The sequence below is a fragment of the Streptomyces sp. NPDC048461 genome (genome assembly GCF_055587105.1).
This window is the reverse complement of the sequence record NZ_JBVJGW010000008.1, coordinates 82,671-97,144: the sequence shown is the minus strand read 5'-3', so window position 1 is coordinate 97,144 and position 14,474 is coordinate 82,671. Positions and strand designations below refer to the sequence as shown.

The following is a 14,474-nucleotide window of genomic DNA, read 5'->3' as shown; positions in this document are numbered from 1 at the left end:
TGCTGGCGGTGCCGCCCGGGGGGGCGGGCCCCCGGCGGGTGGCCCGCCACCCCCCCCCCCCCCCCCCCCCGGCCCCGCACCGCCCCCCCCGCGTCCGGGCCCCGGGGGCGTTTCCCGCCGGGTGCTGCCGTTCAGCCGGCGCCCCACGCCGCGAAGGCGTGGCCCTCGCCCTCCCGGTGGTCCATGTGGGCGACGGACAGGTCCGCGGCCATCTCGGCGGCCGCGATCCACGGGAGGACCTCGCCGGCGACCGTTCCGGCCTCCTCGATGCGCCGCTCCGTGGTCTCGGCGACGAGCCCGTCCAGGTCGCCCCGGTACAGCCGGTCGGCGACGCTGCCGGCCCAGGACGGCCGCGGAACGCCGTACAGCCGGTCGGGCAGCATGCGGGGGCCGCCCACCTCCAGGGAGAAGCTGCCGCTCGCGATGACGGCGATGCGACGGCCCGGCAGGTCCTCCAGGGCGTTGCGCAGCACCCGGCCGAGCCGTCTGCAGCGCCCGGCCGAAGGGCGGGGCGCCACCATGCCGTTCAGGTACACGGGGACGACGGGCAGCCCGCGCGGATTGAGGAAGTGCAGCGGCACCACGACGGAGTGGTCCACCGAGTGGCCGCGCAGGGCCACCGGGTCGAAGTCCTGGCCGACCAGGCCGCGGTGGAGCGTGGTCCCGATGTCCCCGTCCAGCGCGTACGAGGTGGGGGAGACGCCCGGGACGTCGTCGTTGGGGCCGCGGACGCTGTTCCCGGTGGCGATGGCGAACGTCGGCCACATGTCGGGGCTGAAGGTGTTGATGTGGTCGCAGGTGAGGACGACGACGACGTCGGCGTCCGCCCGCGCGACCACCTCCTCGACCGCCGCGTAGCGCCGGGCGATGTCGGCCCCCGCGGCCGTGTCGGTGCGGGCGAGGGTGGGGAAGCCCGGGGTGTGCGGGACGCCGGCGACGGCGACGATGTCGGCCACCGCACGTCACCCGCCCGGTGTCGGCGCCGCGGCCGTCGCCGTGGGTGGCCGCGGCCCGGGCACGGCCGCGGACCCGCCGGACGCCGAACCCTCGGCTCTGGCCGTGCGGTACATCTCCCTCAGCAGCCGCAGCGTGCCGAGCCCCGCCGCGGCGTCGGCCGTCATCGGGCGCCCGTCGCGGACCGCTGCGGCGAAGTCGGCGATCTGCCGCCGGTGCGAGATGCCGTAGTAGCCGATGCCCGCGGGGGCCGGCGCGGCCTGCGCGCCCACGTCGCGCGCCGCCGCGCGCAGCGCGTCGCCGCCCTCGGCGACGTGCAGCGTCCCGGGGTGGTCCAGGTCGAAGAGGACCGAGCCCTCGGTGCCGACGAGTTCGATCCGGGTGCGCCAGGTGATGCTGCTCGCGACCGTGACCTGGTACGTCACCAACGCGCCCTGGGGGCCCCGCAGGACGGCCGCGAGGGTGTCCTCCGTCTCCATGCCGCCGCGCGGTGCCGTGTGCCCGGCGGCCGCACCGACCACGGTGAGGCCGCCGGTGAGCCAGCGCGTCACGTCGAGCGCGTGGTAGCCCTGGTTGACCAGGGCGGAGCCGCCCTCGCCGGCGAAGGTGCCGCGCCAGTAGCTGTCGGCGTAGTAGTCGTCGTCGCGGCCGCACTGGAGGCTGACGGTGCCGGCCACGAGCCGTCCCAGGAGGCCGTCGGCGATCCAGTCGCGGACGGCTGCGACCACCGGGTCGTAGCGGTGCTGCGAGACGACCGACAGGACGCGGCCGGTGCGTTCGGCGAGGGCCGTCAGGGCCTCGCCCTCCTCGACGGTCATCGCCAGCGGCTTCTCCACCAGGACGTGCTTGCCCGCCTTGAGCGCCGCGGCGGCCAGCTCGTAGTGCCGGGCGTGGTCGACGGCGATGGAGACGCTGTCGACCAGGGGGTCGGCCAGGACGACCCGTACGTCCGAGGTCACGTGCGGCAGCCCGTACTCGCGGGCGAGGGCCTCGGCCCGCGCGCGGTCGCGGTCGCACGCCCAGCGCAGTTCGGCGTCCGGCAGCGCGGAGAATCCGTCGACGTGGTTGGGGGCCACTCGCCCGCACCCCACCACGGCATGAACAAGGGGTTTCACACAGAACTCCTCGGGTCTCGCGGTTTTCCGCCGGGCGGCAGCAGAGAAATAAAAGCGGCACGGGCGGTCTCTCCGCTTCAGTCAATATCTGCCGACTCTGAATGTCAACGGTCTTAGTGACTCGCTTAGTGACTGGGCTTGACAAGTAATCATGAAGCGACTTGACTCTGCCTCGCCCGGCGTTGGGGACGCTGCCTCGAAGGCCGTTCCGGCGATCCGCCGGGGACCGGACGACGGCGCGTCGGCGCTCAGTGCACCCCGCCGGCCGCCACCCACACCGACCACGAGCCGCCCCGCTGCGGCAGACCGGAGGACGCCGTGCTCCACCCCGACGAACTGGCCCGGCGTGCCCGGCGGCGAGTCGTCGAACTGGCCGCACGCAAGGCGGTCCACCTCGGCGCCGCACTGTCCATGACCGACCTGCTGGCCGTCCTCTACACCCGGGACCTGCGCTACCGCCCGGACCGGCCCGACTGGCCCGACCGGGACCTGCTGGTCCTCAGCAAGGGCCACGGCGCCTACGGCCTGTACGCGGTCCTCGCCGAACTCGGCGTCATCACGGCCGACCTGGCCACCCTGCCCGGCCACCCGTCCGACGCCGTGCCCGGCATCGAGGCCGCGACCGGCGCCCTCGGCCACGGACTGTCCCTCGGCTGCGGCATGGCCCTCGGCGCGCGGCTGGCGGGCCGGGACCAGCGGGTCGTGGTCGTCACCGGCGACGGCGAGCTGGACGAAGGGAGCAACTGGGAAGCCGCGCAGTTCGCCGCGCACCACCGCCTCGGCAACCTCGTCGCCGTCGTGGACCGCAACCGGCTCCAGCAGGAGGGCGACACCGAGACCATCAGCGCCCTCGAACCTCTCGCCGACAAGTGGCGGGCCTTCGGCTGGCGCGTCGCCGAGGCCGACGGGCACGACACCACCGCCGTCACCGAAGCCCTCACCGCGCTCCAGGCCGGCGACGGCCCCGCCGTACTGCTCGCGCACACGGTCAAGGGCAGGGGCGTCCCCTTCGCCGAGGGCGATCCGGCCTGGCACATGGGCCGGTTGGACGCCGCCCAGCGCCGGACGGCCCTCGCCGCACTCGACGCACCCGCACCCGCGCCTGCAACCGGACCCGCACCTGCAACCGCAGGCCCCGCCCCCGCCCCCGCCCTCGCCCCCGCCGGAGGAGCACCGTCGTGATCACCGCACCGCTCACCATGCGGGCCGCGCTGGCCGCCGCCCTGACCGAGGCCGCCGACGCCGACCCCGCCCTGATCACCCTGGGCGCCGACGGACAGGCCCTGTTCCAGGGCGTCATGGCCCGCCACCCCCGCCGCTACGTCGACGTCGGCATCGCCGAGGCCAACCTCGTCGGCGTGGCCGCCGGACTCGCCCGCAGCGGCATGCGGCCCGTCGCGGCCGCCATGGCACCCTTCCTCGTGCGCCGGGCCTACGAACAGCTGCGCCTCGACGTGTGCGTGCCCGCGCTTCCCGTGGTCTTCCTCGGCGTCGGCGGAGGGCTGGGATACGGGCCCCTCGGCCCCACCCACCACGCCACCGACGACATCACCCTCATGTCGGCGCTGCCCCACATGAGCGTCCACTGCCCGGCCGACGCCGCCGACGCCGTGTCCGTTCTGCGGGCCCTGCTGCCGGCCGACGGCCCCGCGTACGTACGGCTCTCCGCGCGGCCCGACCCGGAACTGCCCGCGGCGGCCTCCGACGGCGACCCGCGGGCCCCCCGGCTGCTGCGCGACGGGGACGACGTACTGCTGCTGGCGACCGGCCGCTGCGTGGCCGAGGCGCTCGCCGCGGCCGAGACCCTCGCCGGCGACGGGGTGGACGCCGCGGTCGCCTCCGTGACCACCCTCCACCCCTTCCCCCGGGACGCCGTCCGGACCCTCGCCCGCGGCCGGGCTCTGGTCGTCACCGCCGCCGAGTCCCTGGGCCCCGGCGGCCTGGGGGACCGCACCGCACTGACCCTCGGCCGCGACGGCCCCCCGGTGGTGCGCCTGGAGACCGACCACCGCTACCCGCCGGTCGCCTCCCACGAAGAACTTCTCCACTTCTACGGCGTGGACAGCCGCGGCATCCGGTCCGCCGTGCTCGGCCGGTCCACCAGGAACACGAGGAAAGCGTGACGATGAGGATCCTCTCCAGCGCCCAGGCCTGCGGATTCGGGCCCGTCTCCAAACTGGTCGCCATCACCCCCCTGCTCGCCGACAGCAGCGTCGACTTCGTCGGCCAGGACGTCGCGCTCGACTTCGCGCGGCGGCACAGCCACCGCTTCCACCGCATCACCGAAGGCGACACCCGCCGCAGCGAGGACCTCGCCCAGGGACTCGCCGACGCCGACCTCGTGGTCAGCGTCATGGACGCCGAACTCGTCTTCCGGGCGGTGCGCGCCGAGGTCCCCGTGCTCTTCTTCGACAGCCTCCTCGGCTTCTGGCTGACCGACCGCACCTTCGAGGAACTGGCGGCGCGCGCCCACCTCGTCCGGTGGGCCGACCACGACACGGCCCGCTACGTCTTCGACACGCTCGCCCCGCACGAGCGCATCCTGCTGGCCCACCTCCTCGCCCGGCGGTCCTACGCGCAGAACTTCCCCGGCGTGCCCGCGCGCATCGCGGCCATGGCCGGGGTGGGCGCCGACCACGTCGAGCTCTGCGGTCCCATCGTCGACCGGGGCGCCCTGGAGGGCGCCCTCGCCGAGCCGCCGCCGGAACGGCCCGCCGGGCTGCTGATCAACCTCGGCGGATTCCAGAACTTCTTCCTCGACTACGAGTCCCACAACGCCTACCTCGACGTCCTGCGGCGCTGGGTCGCCGAACTCGCCGAAGCCCGGCCCGAACTGGGCCGCATCCTGGTCTGCGGCGGGGCGTTCCGGCAGCCCGTCACCGAGACCCACGGCGAGGTCGAGGTCGAGTACGCCTTCCTGCCCCAGACGGAGTTCCTCCGCCACCTCGCCCACGCACCGCTCTACGCCGTCCCGCCGAGCCTCACCTCGCTGCACGAGTCGGTCATCCTGCGCCGGCTGCCGCTGCTGCTGCCCGAGCAGCACTACGGACACATCGCCAACCTGCGGGCCCTGCGCGGCACGGTCGCCGGTGACATCGCGGCCAGCCTCACCGACCTCGGCGACCGGTTCACCGTCCCCGAGGACGACCTGGAGGGCACCAGGGCCCTCGACCGGCTCACCCGCGAACTGCTCACGGACGAGTCCGGCTACCGCCACCTCGCCGACCACCTGGACGCCCGCCTGACCGCCTATCAGAGGCTGACGGCCGAGGAACGGCACGCCGCCGTCGACGAGCTCGGCGACCTGCTCGGCGGACCCGCGCTGGCCGAGCTGCTGACCCGCCTCGACGTGTCCCTCGTCACCACCGGGAGTACGCCGTGAACCGCACCCCCGTCCCGCACGGCAGCGGCCCCGCCGCCACCGCACCCGCCCCGGCTGACCACGCCGACCTCACCGAACGGAGCGTCGACACCGGCGAGGTGGCCCGGCTGATGCTCGCCGCCCACCTGGAGCGGACCGGCGCCCCCGAACCCGGTCCCGACCGCGTGCGCTCCTCCACCTGGACCCCGGCCGGCGCCCGCAAGGTGCGCCGCCGCACCTTCGTCCAGCTCGACGTCGACGGCGTACCCGTCGCCGTCGCCAAGGTCCCGCTGTCCACCACCGATCCGAAGCTCGCCCGCGAGCTGGAGATCCTGCGCGGCTTCCCCGTACCCGCCCCGCTCGGCAGTCCGGTACCGCTGGACGCGCTGTGCGGCGGGTTCACGATGACCCACCTGCCCGGCATCGACCTGCCCACCGCCGTCGCCGGCGCCACCGGCCCCGACGCGCTGTGGCAGGTGCTCCGGCCGGCCGTCGAACGGGTCGTCGAACTGCACCTGTCGGGGGAGCGGACCCCGGTCACCCCCGAGCGCGCCCTCGAAACGGCCGCCGCGTACGTCCGTGACCCGGAGTTCGGCGTCCCGTACGCCGACGAGGCGCTGCGGACGGCCCTGCTGGCGCCCACCCACGGCGACCTCGGCCCCTGGAACGTGCGCTACGACGCCCGCGACGGGTCGGCCCGGGTGCTGGACTTCGAGGACTACCGCGCCACCGGCATCGCCGCCATGGACGTCGTGAACCTGCTCGTCACCACCGCCCTCCCGGTCTTCCCCGACTACCCGGAACGCGGCTTCGACTGGCTGTACGACCAGGTCTTCGGCTCGGACCACTGGTTCCGGTCCGTACTGGAGCGGGGGCTGGACCACTACGCGACGCTCACCGGACAGCACCCCGGCCGCGTCCTCGACCTCCTGCCCTTCACCTGCCAGTGGCTGATCGAGCGCATCGAGGCCGAGGGCCGCGACACCAGCCGTCTCTTCTACCGCACCTTCGTCGAACGCTATCTGGAGCGGCGGCCCGCGGCCCACGGGAGCATCCATGTCTGATCAGGACCGCACCACCCGCACGGACACCGTCGTCATCGGCGGCGGGCCCGCGGGCCTGTTCGCCGCGCTGACCCTGGTGAGGGCGGGCCGTCGCGTCGTCCTCCTCGAAGCGGGCGGCGACATGATCGAAAGCCTGTGCCCCCGCCTGGTGGCGCGCATGAACGGGCGGACGGTCCGCGACGCGGAGAAGTTCCGCCTCCAGTGCCCGCGCTGCACCTGCCTCACCGGACTCGGCGGCGCGGCCTTCCACTTCGACACCAACCTCGGGTACATCTCCTCGCTGACCCGCTCCAAGATCGAGTCGGCGCCCGACGGGACGGTCCGCTCCTACAGCGGCCTGGAGCGCGCGCTGGGCTCCTTCGACCGGGCACAGGACCTCATCTCGGAGGCGTACCGCGTCCTCTACGAGCTCGGGCTCCCGCCGGCCGGGCCGCCCCGGCAGACGGCCGGTTCCCTGCTCGGCGACGGCACCGTCTTCCAGCACGTCGACACGGCGTACTCGCAGAGCGTCACGGTGGACGACTCCCTCGTCGTCATCGCCCGCCTCAAGGAGGAACTGGAGCGCGGCGGCGGGCGCGTCCTGCTCCACCACCGGGCCACCGACGTCGAGCCGCTGACCGGCGGCGGGTTCCACGTACGCGCCGACACGCCCGACGGGCCCGCCGGGTTCCGGGCGGACGACGTCATCGTCGGCGTCGGCAAGCTGGGCCTGCCCTGGGTCCGTGACCTCGCCGGGCGCATCGGCGTGCGCCACCGGCCCAGCAGCCGCGTCGACCTGGGCGTGCGGCTGGAAGCCGGCCGAGACGACCTGGCGCCCCTCCTGGACGGCTGTCACAACCCCAAACTGTCGTTCCTCAACGAAGAGGGCCACTCGGTCCGGACGTTCTGCGTGTGCGAGGGCGGCCGGGTCATGCAGTACGGCTTCCTCGACGCGGTCGCGCTCGACGGGCAGCACTGCCTGAACCAGCCCACGACCAAGTCCAACCTCGGCGTCCTCACCACCGTCGACCTGCCCGAGGGGACCGACGGCACCGACCACGCCGCCGCCTTCGCGAGGCGCGTCGCGACGTACGGCGGCGGCAAGCCCGTCGTCAGCACCGTCGACCAGCTGTCCGGACGGCCCGCACCGGAGGGACCGCTCACCACCAGCCTCATCAACTACCACCACGGGGACCTGCGCGACTGCCTGCCCGCGTCCACCGTCCGGGACGTCCTCACCATGGTCGACCGGCTCAACACCCTCCATCCGGGGCTGGTCCCGGGCACCTCCACGGTCGCCGCGCCCGTCGTCGAACGCCTCTTTCCCGACCTGGACCTCTCCGACGACCTGGAGTCGTCCGTGCCGGGTCTCTACTTCGTCGGCGACAGCTCCTCGAAGATCATCGGCATCACGTACGGGGCGGCCACCGGCATGGCCGCCGCCCGCTCCGTGCTGCACCGCAGGGTCGCCGCGGGTGCGGCGACGGGCGGGGGGCACTGATGCTCGTCCTGCCCCACCGCACGCCCGGCGCCGGGAAGCCGCACTTCGAGCGGTGCACGGCCCCGCTGTCCGCGCCGGCGGCCACCCTGCTCGGCGGCCCGGACGGCCATCTGGCGCTCGCCGCCCTCAGTCACCTGCTGCTCCACCGGTACGGAGCGGGCTGGGACGTCTTCGGCGCCGCCGGCGACACCCCGGTGCGCTACGTCCGCGCCGAGGACCAGGAGTCCGCCACCCTGGCGGCCCTCACCGGGGCGGCGCGTCCCGCCGCCGCGGGGCCGCCGGCCGCCGGCGAACCGTACGCGGCCGTCCTGCCGGCCCGCCCGGCCACCCTGCCGGCCGCGCTCGGGCGCCCCGTGTGGACCGCCGCCGCCGAGGGCCCGGACCTGTGCCTCACCTACGACAGCACCCTCGTGGACACCGCCACCGCCGGGCGCGTGGCGGCGCACCTGGCGCTCCTCGCCCACCACGCGGCGGAGCGGCCCCAGGCCCCCGCGGGCACCGTCGAGCTGCTCGGGGAGGACGAGCGGGAACTGCTGCTGGACACCTGGAACGCGCCGCACACCCCCCATGCGGACACCACCCTGCACCGCATGATCCGCGAGCAGGCCGCCCGCACCCCCGACGCGATCGCCCTGCGGGACGGCGCCGCCGAGCTGACGTACGGCGAACTCGACGCCGCCTCCGACCGGTTCGCCCACCGGCTGCGCCCGCACGTGGACCGGCCCGGCGCCCTCGTCGTACTGACCGGCGACCGGGACCTCACCCTCTTCACCGCGGTCCTCGGCATCTGGAAGGCCGGCGCCGGATTCGTCCACCTCGACCCGCACCTGCCGGACCTGCGCGCCGAGGAGATCCTCCGCCTCACGGCGCCCGTCGCGACGCTCACCACCGCGTCCGGGCACCGCGCCGTCGCCGGCCGCGCCCTTGACGCGGCCGCCTTCCTCCGTGAGCCGGTGCCCGGCGACCGGGCCGGCGCGCCCGACGACGGGGTTGACGTACCCGACGACCGGGCCGGCGCACCCGACGACCGGGCCGGCGCATCCGAGGACCGGGCCCGTCCCGACACCACGGCCTACGTCCTGTTCACCTCCGGCAGCACGGGCGCCCCCAAGGGCGTCGTCCGCCCGCACCGCATGCACACCTCCCGCATCCGGCTGGAGCAGGGGATGTACGCCATGGGGCCGGACGACCGGCACCTGCTCAAGTCGCCCGTCAGCTTCCGCGAGTTCGCGTGGCCGCTGGCGACCGGCGGCACGGCGGTGCTGGCAGCGCCCGGCAAGGACCGCGACGACCGCTACCTCGCGGAACTCATCCGCGACCAGCGCATCACCACGGTCAGCTTCGTGCCCTCGATGCTGCGGCTGCTGCTCACCCAGCCCGCCTTCCGGACGGCGCCCGCGCTGCGCCACGTCTTCGTCGGCGGGGAGGCGCTCGGACAGGACCTCGAGGACGAACTGCGCGGCCTCGGCTTCGCGGTGCACAACACGTACACCCTCAGCGAGGCCGACTACGTGTGCCACCGCACCGGACCGCTCACCGTCCCCCGCCCGGAGCGGGCGGCCGGCACGGTCGTCGGCGTCCCGCTGGACATGCGGATCTACCTCTGCGACGCGGCGGGCCGGCTCGTACCCCCCGGTGTCGTCGGGGAGATCCACACCGGCGGCCCCGGACTGGCCGACGGCTACCTCGGCCGCCCCGACCTGACCGCCGAGCGCTTCCGGCCCAACCGGCTGGACCCCGCCGGGCCCGCGGTCCTCTTCCGCACCGGGGACCTGGCCCGCCACCTGCCCGACGGCCAGGTCGAGTACGTCGGACGCGCCGACGACCAGGTCAAGGTGCGCGGGCAGCGGGTGGAGCCCGCCGAGGTGGAGGCCGTGCTGCGCTCACACCCGGGGGTCGCCAACGCGGCCGTGGTGGGGACCCCGGACCCCGACCAGGGCGCCGTCCTCGTCGCCTACGTCGTACCCGAGGGCGACGAGGTGCCGCCCGAGCGGCTGCGCGACCACCTCGCCGCCCGGCTGCCGGACTTCATGGTGCCCGCGCACCTGGCCTCGGTCCCCGCCCTGCCCCTCCTCGGCAGCGGCAAGATCGACCGCAAGGCGCTGCGCGTCCCCCCGCGCACCCGACCCGCCCTCGACGTCCCGTACGCCCCGCCCGCCACCCCCGACCAGGAACGGGCCGCCGCACTGGTGGCGCGCGTCCTCGGCCTGGACGCCGTCGGCATCGACGACGACTTCTTCGACCTGGGCGGCGACTCCCTGCGCCTGATGCTGCTGCGCGGCTCACTGGAGTCGGCCTGCGGACACGAGATCGCCCTGGCCGCCGTCCTCGCCGCCCGCACCCCGCGCGGCCACGCCCGTCTCCTCGGCGAGGCGTCCGAGCGCCGCGACACCGGCACCGGCACCGGCACCGGTGTCGGCTCCGGCTCCGGCCCCGCCACCGTTCCGGTGCGCCGCCCCGCCGAACGGCGGCGACCGCCGCAGCGCGGGAGCGCCGCCCCGCCCGCCCGTACCCGCACCCGCCCGTCCGAAGGAGGCGAACCGAGATGAAAGCGCCCCTGCCCGGCCACCCGAACCCGGATCCGGCCACGAATCCACCTCCGAACCCGGCTCAGGCCCCGGCTCCGGCCGCGGCTCCGGACGACGAGTACGCCGTCGCCGTCGTCGGCATGGCCGTGCGCCTGCCCGGCTGCGACAGCCTCGACCGCTACTGGGAGATCCTCGCCGCGGGCGAGGACAGCATCACCCGGCGTGCGCGCACCACCGGCTCGTTCGTCCCGGCCTACGGCTCGATCCCGCGGCCCGCCCACTTCGATCCGGCGCGCTTCGGCATCGCCCCCTCCGAGGCCCTGCTCCTGGACCCGCAGCACCGCCTGCTGCTGGAGGCCGCCGACGAAGCGCTGGCCGCCGCGAACGTCGACCGCGTCCGCACCCCGGCCGTCAGCGTCTACGCGGGTGTCGGCCACAACGACTACGAGCGCTGGGTGGCCGCCGCGCTCGCGGGGCGCCCCGGGGTCGACGCCCAGGCCCTGGAGGTCACCAACCGGGGCGACTACGCCGCCACCCGCGTCGCCTACCGGCTCGGCCTGCACGGCGCCGCCGTGACCGTGCAGTCCGCCTGCTCCACCGCGCTGACCGCCGTCCACCTCGCCGTACAGGACCTGCTCGGCCACGGCAGCGACCTCGCCGTCGCCGGCGTCGCCTCCGTACGGGTGCCGGCGCCGGGCGGCTACGACGCACCGCTCGGCGGCATCGGCTCGCCGGACGGCGTGTGCCGGCCCTTCGACCGCGCGGCGGGCGGCTCCGTCCCCGGAGACGGCGCCGGCGCCGTGGTGCTCAAGCGCCTCGCCGACGCGGTGCGCGACGGCGACGACGTCTGGGCCGTTGTCCGCGGCACGGCCATGAACAACGACGGCTCCGGCAAGTCCGGTTTCGCGGGCGTCGACCCGGCCGCGCAGGCCGAGGTCATCCGGGCCGCGCTGGACGTCGCCGGACTCGCACCCGCGGACATCGACTACGTCGAGGCGCACGGCAGCGGGACCCGCATCGGTGACGCCGCCGAGTGGGCCGCGCTCGGGGAGGTCTTCGCCGACGTGCGCCGCCCCGTCCGCGTCGGCGCCGCCAAGGCCGGGCTCGGCCACCTGCGGGAGGCCGCGGGTCTCGCCGGATTCGTCAAGGCGGTGCTGTCGCTGTGGCACGGGCGGCTCGTCGCCACCCCGCACTTCGAGCGGCTGCCCGCCGATCTCGCCCGTACGGACGGGCCGTTGCGGCCGCTGGGGGAGGCCCTGGACTGGCCGGCCGCCGCGGACCGCCCCCGGCGCGCCGGAGTGAGCGCCTTCGGCCTCGGCGGGACCAACTGCCACGTCGTCCTCGAAGAGGCCCCGACCCGCCCGCGCGCCGCCGGGGAGGGGGCGGGGGGCACGGAGCTGGTGCTGCTCTCCAGCCACCACCCCGACGCCCTGGACGCCGACCTCGCCGCCGTGCGCGAGCACCTCGACCGCACCCCGTCGCGCACGGCCGACACCGCCTGGACCACGCAGACCGCACGCCACCGCCACCCGCACCGCGGCTACGCCGTCATCACCCCCGAGGGCGGGACCGGGACGGCGTTCGCGGCCGACCGGCTGCGCGTGCAGCGCGGGCGCGCGCCGGCGGGGCCGCCCGAGGTGGTCTTCGTCCTGCCGGGAATCGGCAGCCACTACCCCGGCATGGGCGCCGACCTGGCCCGCACCGACCCCGTCTTCGCGGCGCACCTGCGGACCGCCGTCACGATCGCCGACGAGCTCACGGACGGGGCCGTCGGCCGGTCCTTCGCCGCACCGCGTGAGCGCCCCTCCGGCGACGCAGGCCGCGTCGACCTGCGCGCCCTGCTGCGCCGGGACGGCGCCGGCCGACCGCCCCGGCGCGAGCTGCGCCAGGTGCACCTGTCGCTGTTCTGCCTCGAACACGCCATGGCCCGCACGCTCATCGACCTCGGCATCCGGCCCGCGGCCCTCCTCGGGCACAGCCTGGGGGAGTGGGTGGCCGCCGTGCTGGCCGGCGTCATCGGCCTCGACGACGCCATGGCGGCCGTGGCCCGCCGCGCCGACCTCGTCGTGACGGCCGGGGAGGGCGCCATGCTCGGCGTCCTCGCCTCCGCCGCCGACGTCGAGCGGTACGCCGCCGACGACACCTGGCTCGCCGCCGACAACGCCCCCGGGCACTGCGTCTTCTCCGGGCGGCCGGCCGCGATCGCCGCACTCGCCGAGCGGCTGCGCGGCGACGGCTTCACCGTCCTCCCGGTGGACACCGCGCACCCCTTCCACACCCCCCAGCTCACGCGGGCCGCCGACCTGCTCGGCGAGGACCTGCGCGACGTACCGCTCGCTCCGGCGCGCATTCCGATCGCCTCCAGCGTCCTCGGCGGCTGGCTCGACGGAGAGGTGCCCGGGCCCTCCTACTGGCGCGACCACATGGTCGGCCGCGTCCGGTTCCGCACGGCCGCCGGGCTGGTCCTGGCCCGCCACCGCGTCCTCGTCGAGGTCGGTCCCGGCACCGCCCGCCCGTGGATCGGGCAGAGCGACCCGGACGCCGTGTGCGTCCGGACCGTACGGCAGTCCTACGAGCACGCTCCCGACCGGCAGATCCTGCTGGAGGCCCTCGGGGAACTGTGGACCCACGGCGTCGAAGCCGACTGGGAGCGCCTGCACCCGGCCCCCCGGCGCAGGACCGCGCTGCCGACCCGCAGCCTGGTGCGGCGCAGGTACCTGCCGGACACGGCGCCGCCCGCCGACCCCTTCGGGCACCGCGCGTCCGCCCCGGCGGGCGGCGCGGTCGCGGCCACCGGCGGAGGGGACGGCGTACCGGAGCACCGGCCGGAGCTGGCGGCGGAGCCGGGGACGCCCTCGACCGTGGCCGGGTTCCTCGCGGAACGCTTCCGTCTGCTCCTGGGCCTGCGCCAGGTCCACCCCGAGGACCACTTCTTCCACCTCGGCGGGGACTCGCTGATGGGCGTCCACCTCATCTCGGGCCTGGCGGAACTCACCGGCAGAGCCGTGCCCTCCTCGGTCGTCTTCGCCTCCGCCACGCTCGGCGGCATGACGCGCGAGGTGGAGGACTGGCTGGCCACCCCGGAGCAACAGCGACCGGAGCCCATCGACAACGAAAGCCGGACGCCATGACCCCACCCACCATCGGAGTGCTCGGAGCCGGAGTCATCGGAGCCAGCGTCGCCCACGCCGCCGCGGCGGCCGGGTACGCGGTGACGCTCGTCGACTCCGACCCCGCCGCACTCGACACGGCCCGCGCCGCCGTCCGCCGCCACCAGCGGCTCGCCACCCTCCTCGGCGCCGCGGCGGCGCCCGCACCGGACATCCGCCCCTCCACCGACCTCGCGGCCCTGAGCGGCGTGGACCTCGTCGTGGAGAACACCACCGAGTCGGAGGAGGCGAAACGAGCCCTCTACCCGGAGCTGGAGAAGGTCCTCGCCCCCGGCACGACCATCGCCGCCAACACCTCCGCCGTTCCCATCGGCCGGCTCGCGGAACAGCTCGCCGACCCGGGCCGCGTCGTCGGCGTCCACTTCATGAACCCGGTCGACCGGATCGGCATGGTCGAGGTGATCCGCGGCGAGGACACCTCCGACGCGGCGATGCGGGACGTGGACCTCATGCTGCGGCGCCTGGGCAAGGAGGCCGTCGTCGTCCGGGACGCCCCCGGCTTCGTCATCAACCGCGTCCTCATGCCGGTCGTCAACCTCGCCGCCGCCGTCGTCGCGGACGGCGTGGCCACCCCGAGCCAGGTCGACGACCTCTTCAAGGGCTGCCTCGGTCACACCTCGGGGCCGCTGCGCACCGCGGACCTCATCGGCATCGACACCGTCGTCCGCACCCTGGAGGTGCTGCACGACCACTACGGAACCGACGAGTTCGCCACCCATCCGGCGCTGCGCCGGATGGTCGACCAGGGCCTGCTCGGCACCAAGAGCGGCCGCGGCTTCTACTCCTACGACGGGAACTGAAC

10 protein-coding genes are annotated in these 14,474 nt (G+C 75.4%); 8 read left to right on the top strand and 2 right to left on the bottom strand.

Translation table 11 applies throughout. The annotated features are described in order from the left end of the window. Window positions 1-131: 131 nt before the first annotated feature. Both ACZ6S8_RS16245 and ACZ6S8_RS16240 read right to left on the bottom strand, forming a co-directional pair. Window positions 132-956, bottom strand: a complete 825-nt coding sequence (locus ACZ6S8_RS16245; RefSeq protein ID WP_469456173.1) for a DODA-type extradiol aromatic ring-opening family dioxygenase — start codon at window positions 954-956, stop codon at window positions 132-134. Between the two features lie 6 nt (window positions 957-962). Continuing rightward, window positions 963-2,045 carry a Gfo/Idh/MocA family protein gene (locus tag ACZ6S8_RS16240; RefSeq protein ID WP_469456511.1) on the bottom strand — a complete coding sequence of 361 codons (1,083 nt, stop codon included), beginning with the start codon at window positions 2,043-2,045 and terminating at the stop codon, window positions 963-965. A 342-nt stretch (window positions 2,046-2,387) separates the two neighbouring features. Between ACZ6S8_RS16240 and ACZ6S8_RS16235 the strand changes: the two genes are divergently transcribed. Genes ACZ6S8_RS16235 through ACZ6S8_RS16200 form a run of 8 tightly spaced genes read left to right on the top strand, consistent with a single transcriptional unit; the run spans window position 2,388 to window position 14,472 of the window. After that, window positions 2,388-3,251, top strand: a complete 864-nt coding sequence (locus tag ACZ6S8_RS16235; RefSeq protein WP_469456171.1) for a transketolase — start codon at window positions 2,388-2,390, stop codon at window positions 3,249-3,251. Further along, complete coding sequence (locus ACZ6S8_RS16230; protein WP_469456169.1) at window positions 3,248-4,192, top strand: transketolase family protein; 945 nt, start codon at window positions 3,248-3,250, stop codon at window positions 4,190-4,192. The genes ACZ6S8_RS16235 and ACZ6S8_RS16230 overlap by 4 nt, the downstream gene beginning before the upstream one ends. Further along, a complete protein-coding gene (locus tag ACZ6S8_RS16225) occupies window positions 4,189-5,451 on the top strand; it encodes a hypothetical protein (RefSeq protein WP_469456167.1) in 1,263 nt (420 codons plus the stop codon). The genes ACZ6S8_RS16230 and ACZ6S8_RS16225 overlap by 4 nt, the downstream gene beginning before the upstream one ends. Further along, window positions 5,448-6,494, top strand: a complete 1,047-nt coding sequence (locus ACZ6S8_RS16220; protein ID WP_469456165.1) for a phosphotransferase — start codon at window positions 5,448-5,450, stop codon at window positions 6,492-6,494. The genes ACZ6S8_RS16225 and ACZ6S8_RS16220 overlap by 4 nt, the downstream gene beginning before the upstream one ends. Then, window positions 6,487-7,974 (top strand): FAD-dependent oxidoreductase, encoded by a 1,488-nt coding sequence (locus ACZ6S8_RS16215; protein ID WP_469456163.1) that lies wholly within the window; start codon window positions 6,487-6,489, stop codon window positions 7,972-7,974. Before ACZ6S8_RS16220 ends, ACZ6S8_RS16215 begins: the two co-directional genes overlap by 8 nt. Continuing rightward, window positions 7,974-10,523: an amino acid adenylation domain-containing protein gene (locus ACZ6S8_RS16210; protein ID WP_469456161.1), complete on the top strand. Its 2,550-nt coding sequence runs from the start codon at window positions 7,974-7,976 to the stop codon at window positions 10,521-10,523. Before ACZ6S8_RS16215 ends, ACZ6S8_RS16210 begins: the two co-directional genes overlap by 1 nt. Continuing rightward, the gene (locus ACZ6S8_RS16205; protein WP_469456159.1) at window positions 10,520-13,633 is read left to right on the top strand and encodes a type I polyketide synthase; all 3,114 of its coding nucleotides are present in this window, start codon (window positions 10,520-10,522) and stop codon (window positions 13,631-13,633) included. The genes ACZ6S8_RS16210 and ACZ6S8_RS16205 overlap by 4 nt, the downstream gene beginning before the upstream one ends. Continuing rightward, a complete protein-coding gene (locus tag ACZ6S8_RS16200) occupies window positions 13,630-14,472 on the top strand; it encodes a 3-hydroxyacyl-CoA dehydrogenase family protein (RefSeq protein WP_469456156.1) in 843 nt (280 codons plus the stop codon). The genes ACZ6S8_RS16205 and ACZ6S8_RS16200 overlap by 4 nt, the downstream gene beginning before the upstream one ends. Window positions 14,473-14,474: the final 2 nt, after the last annotated feature.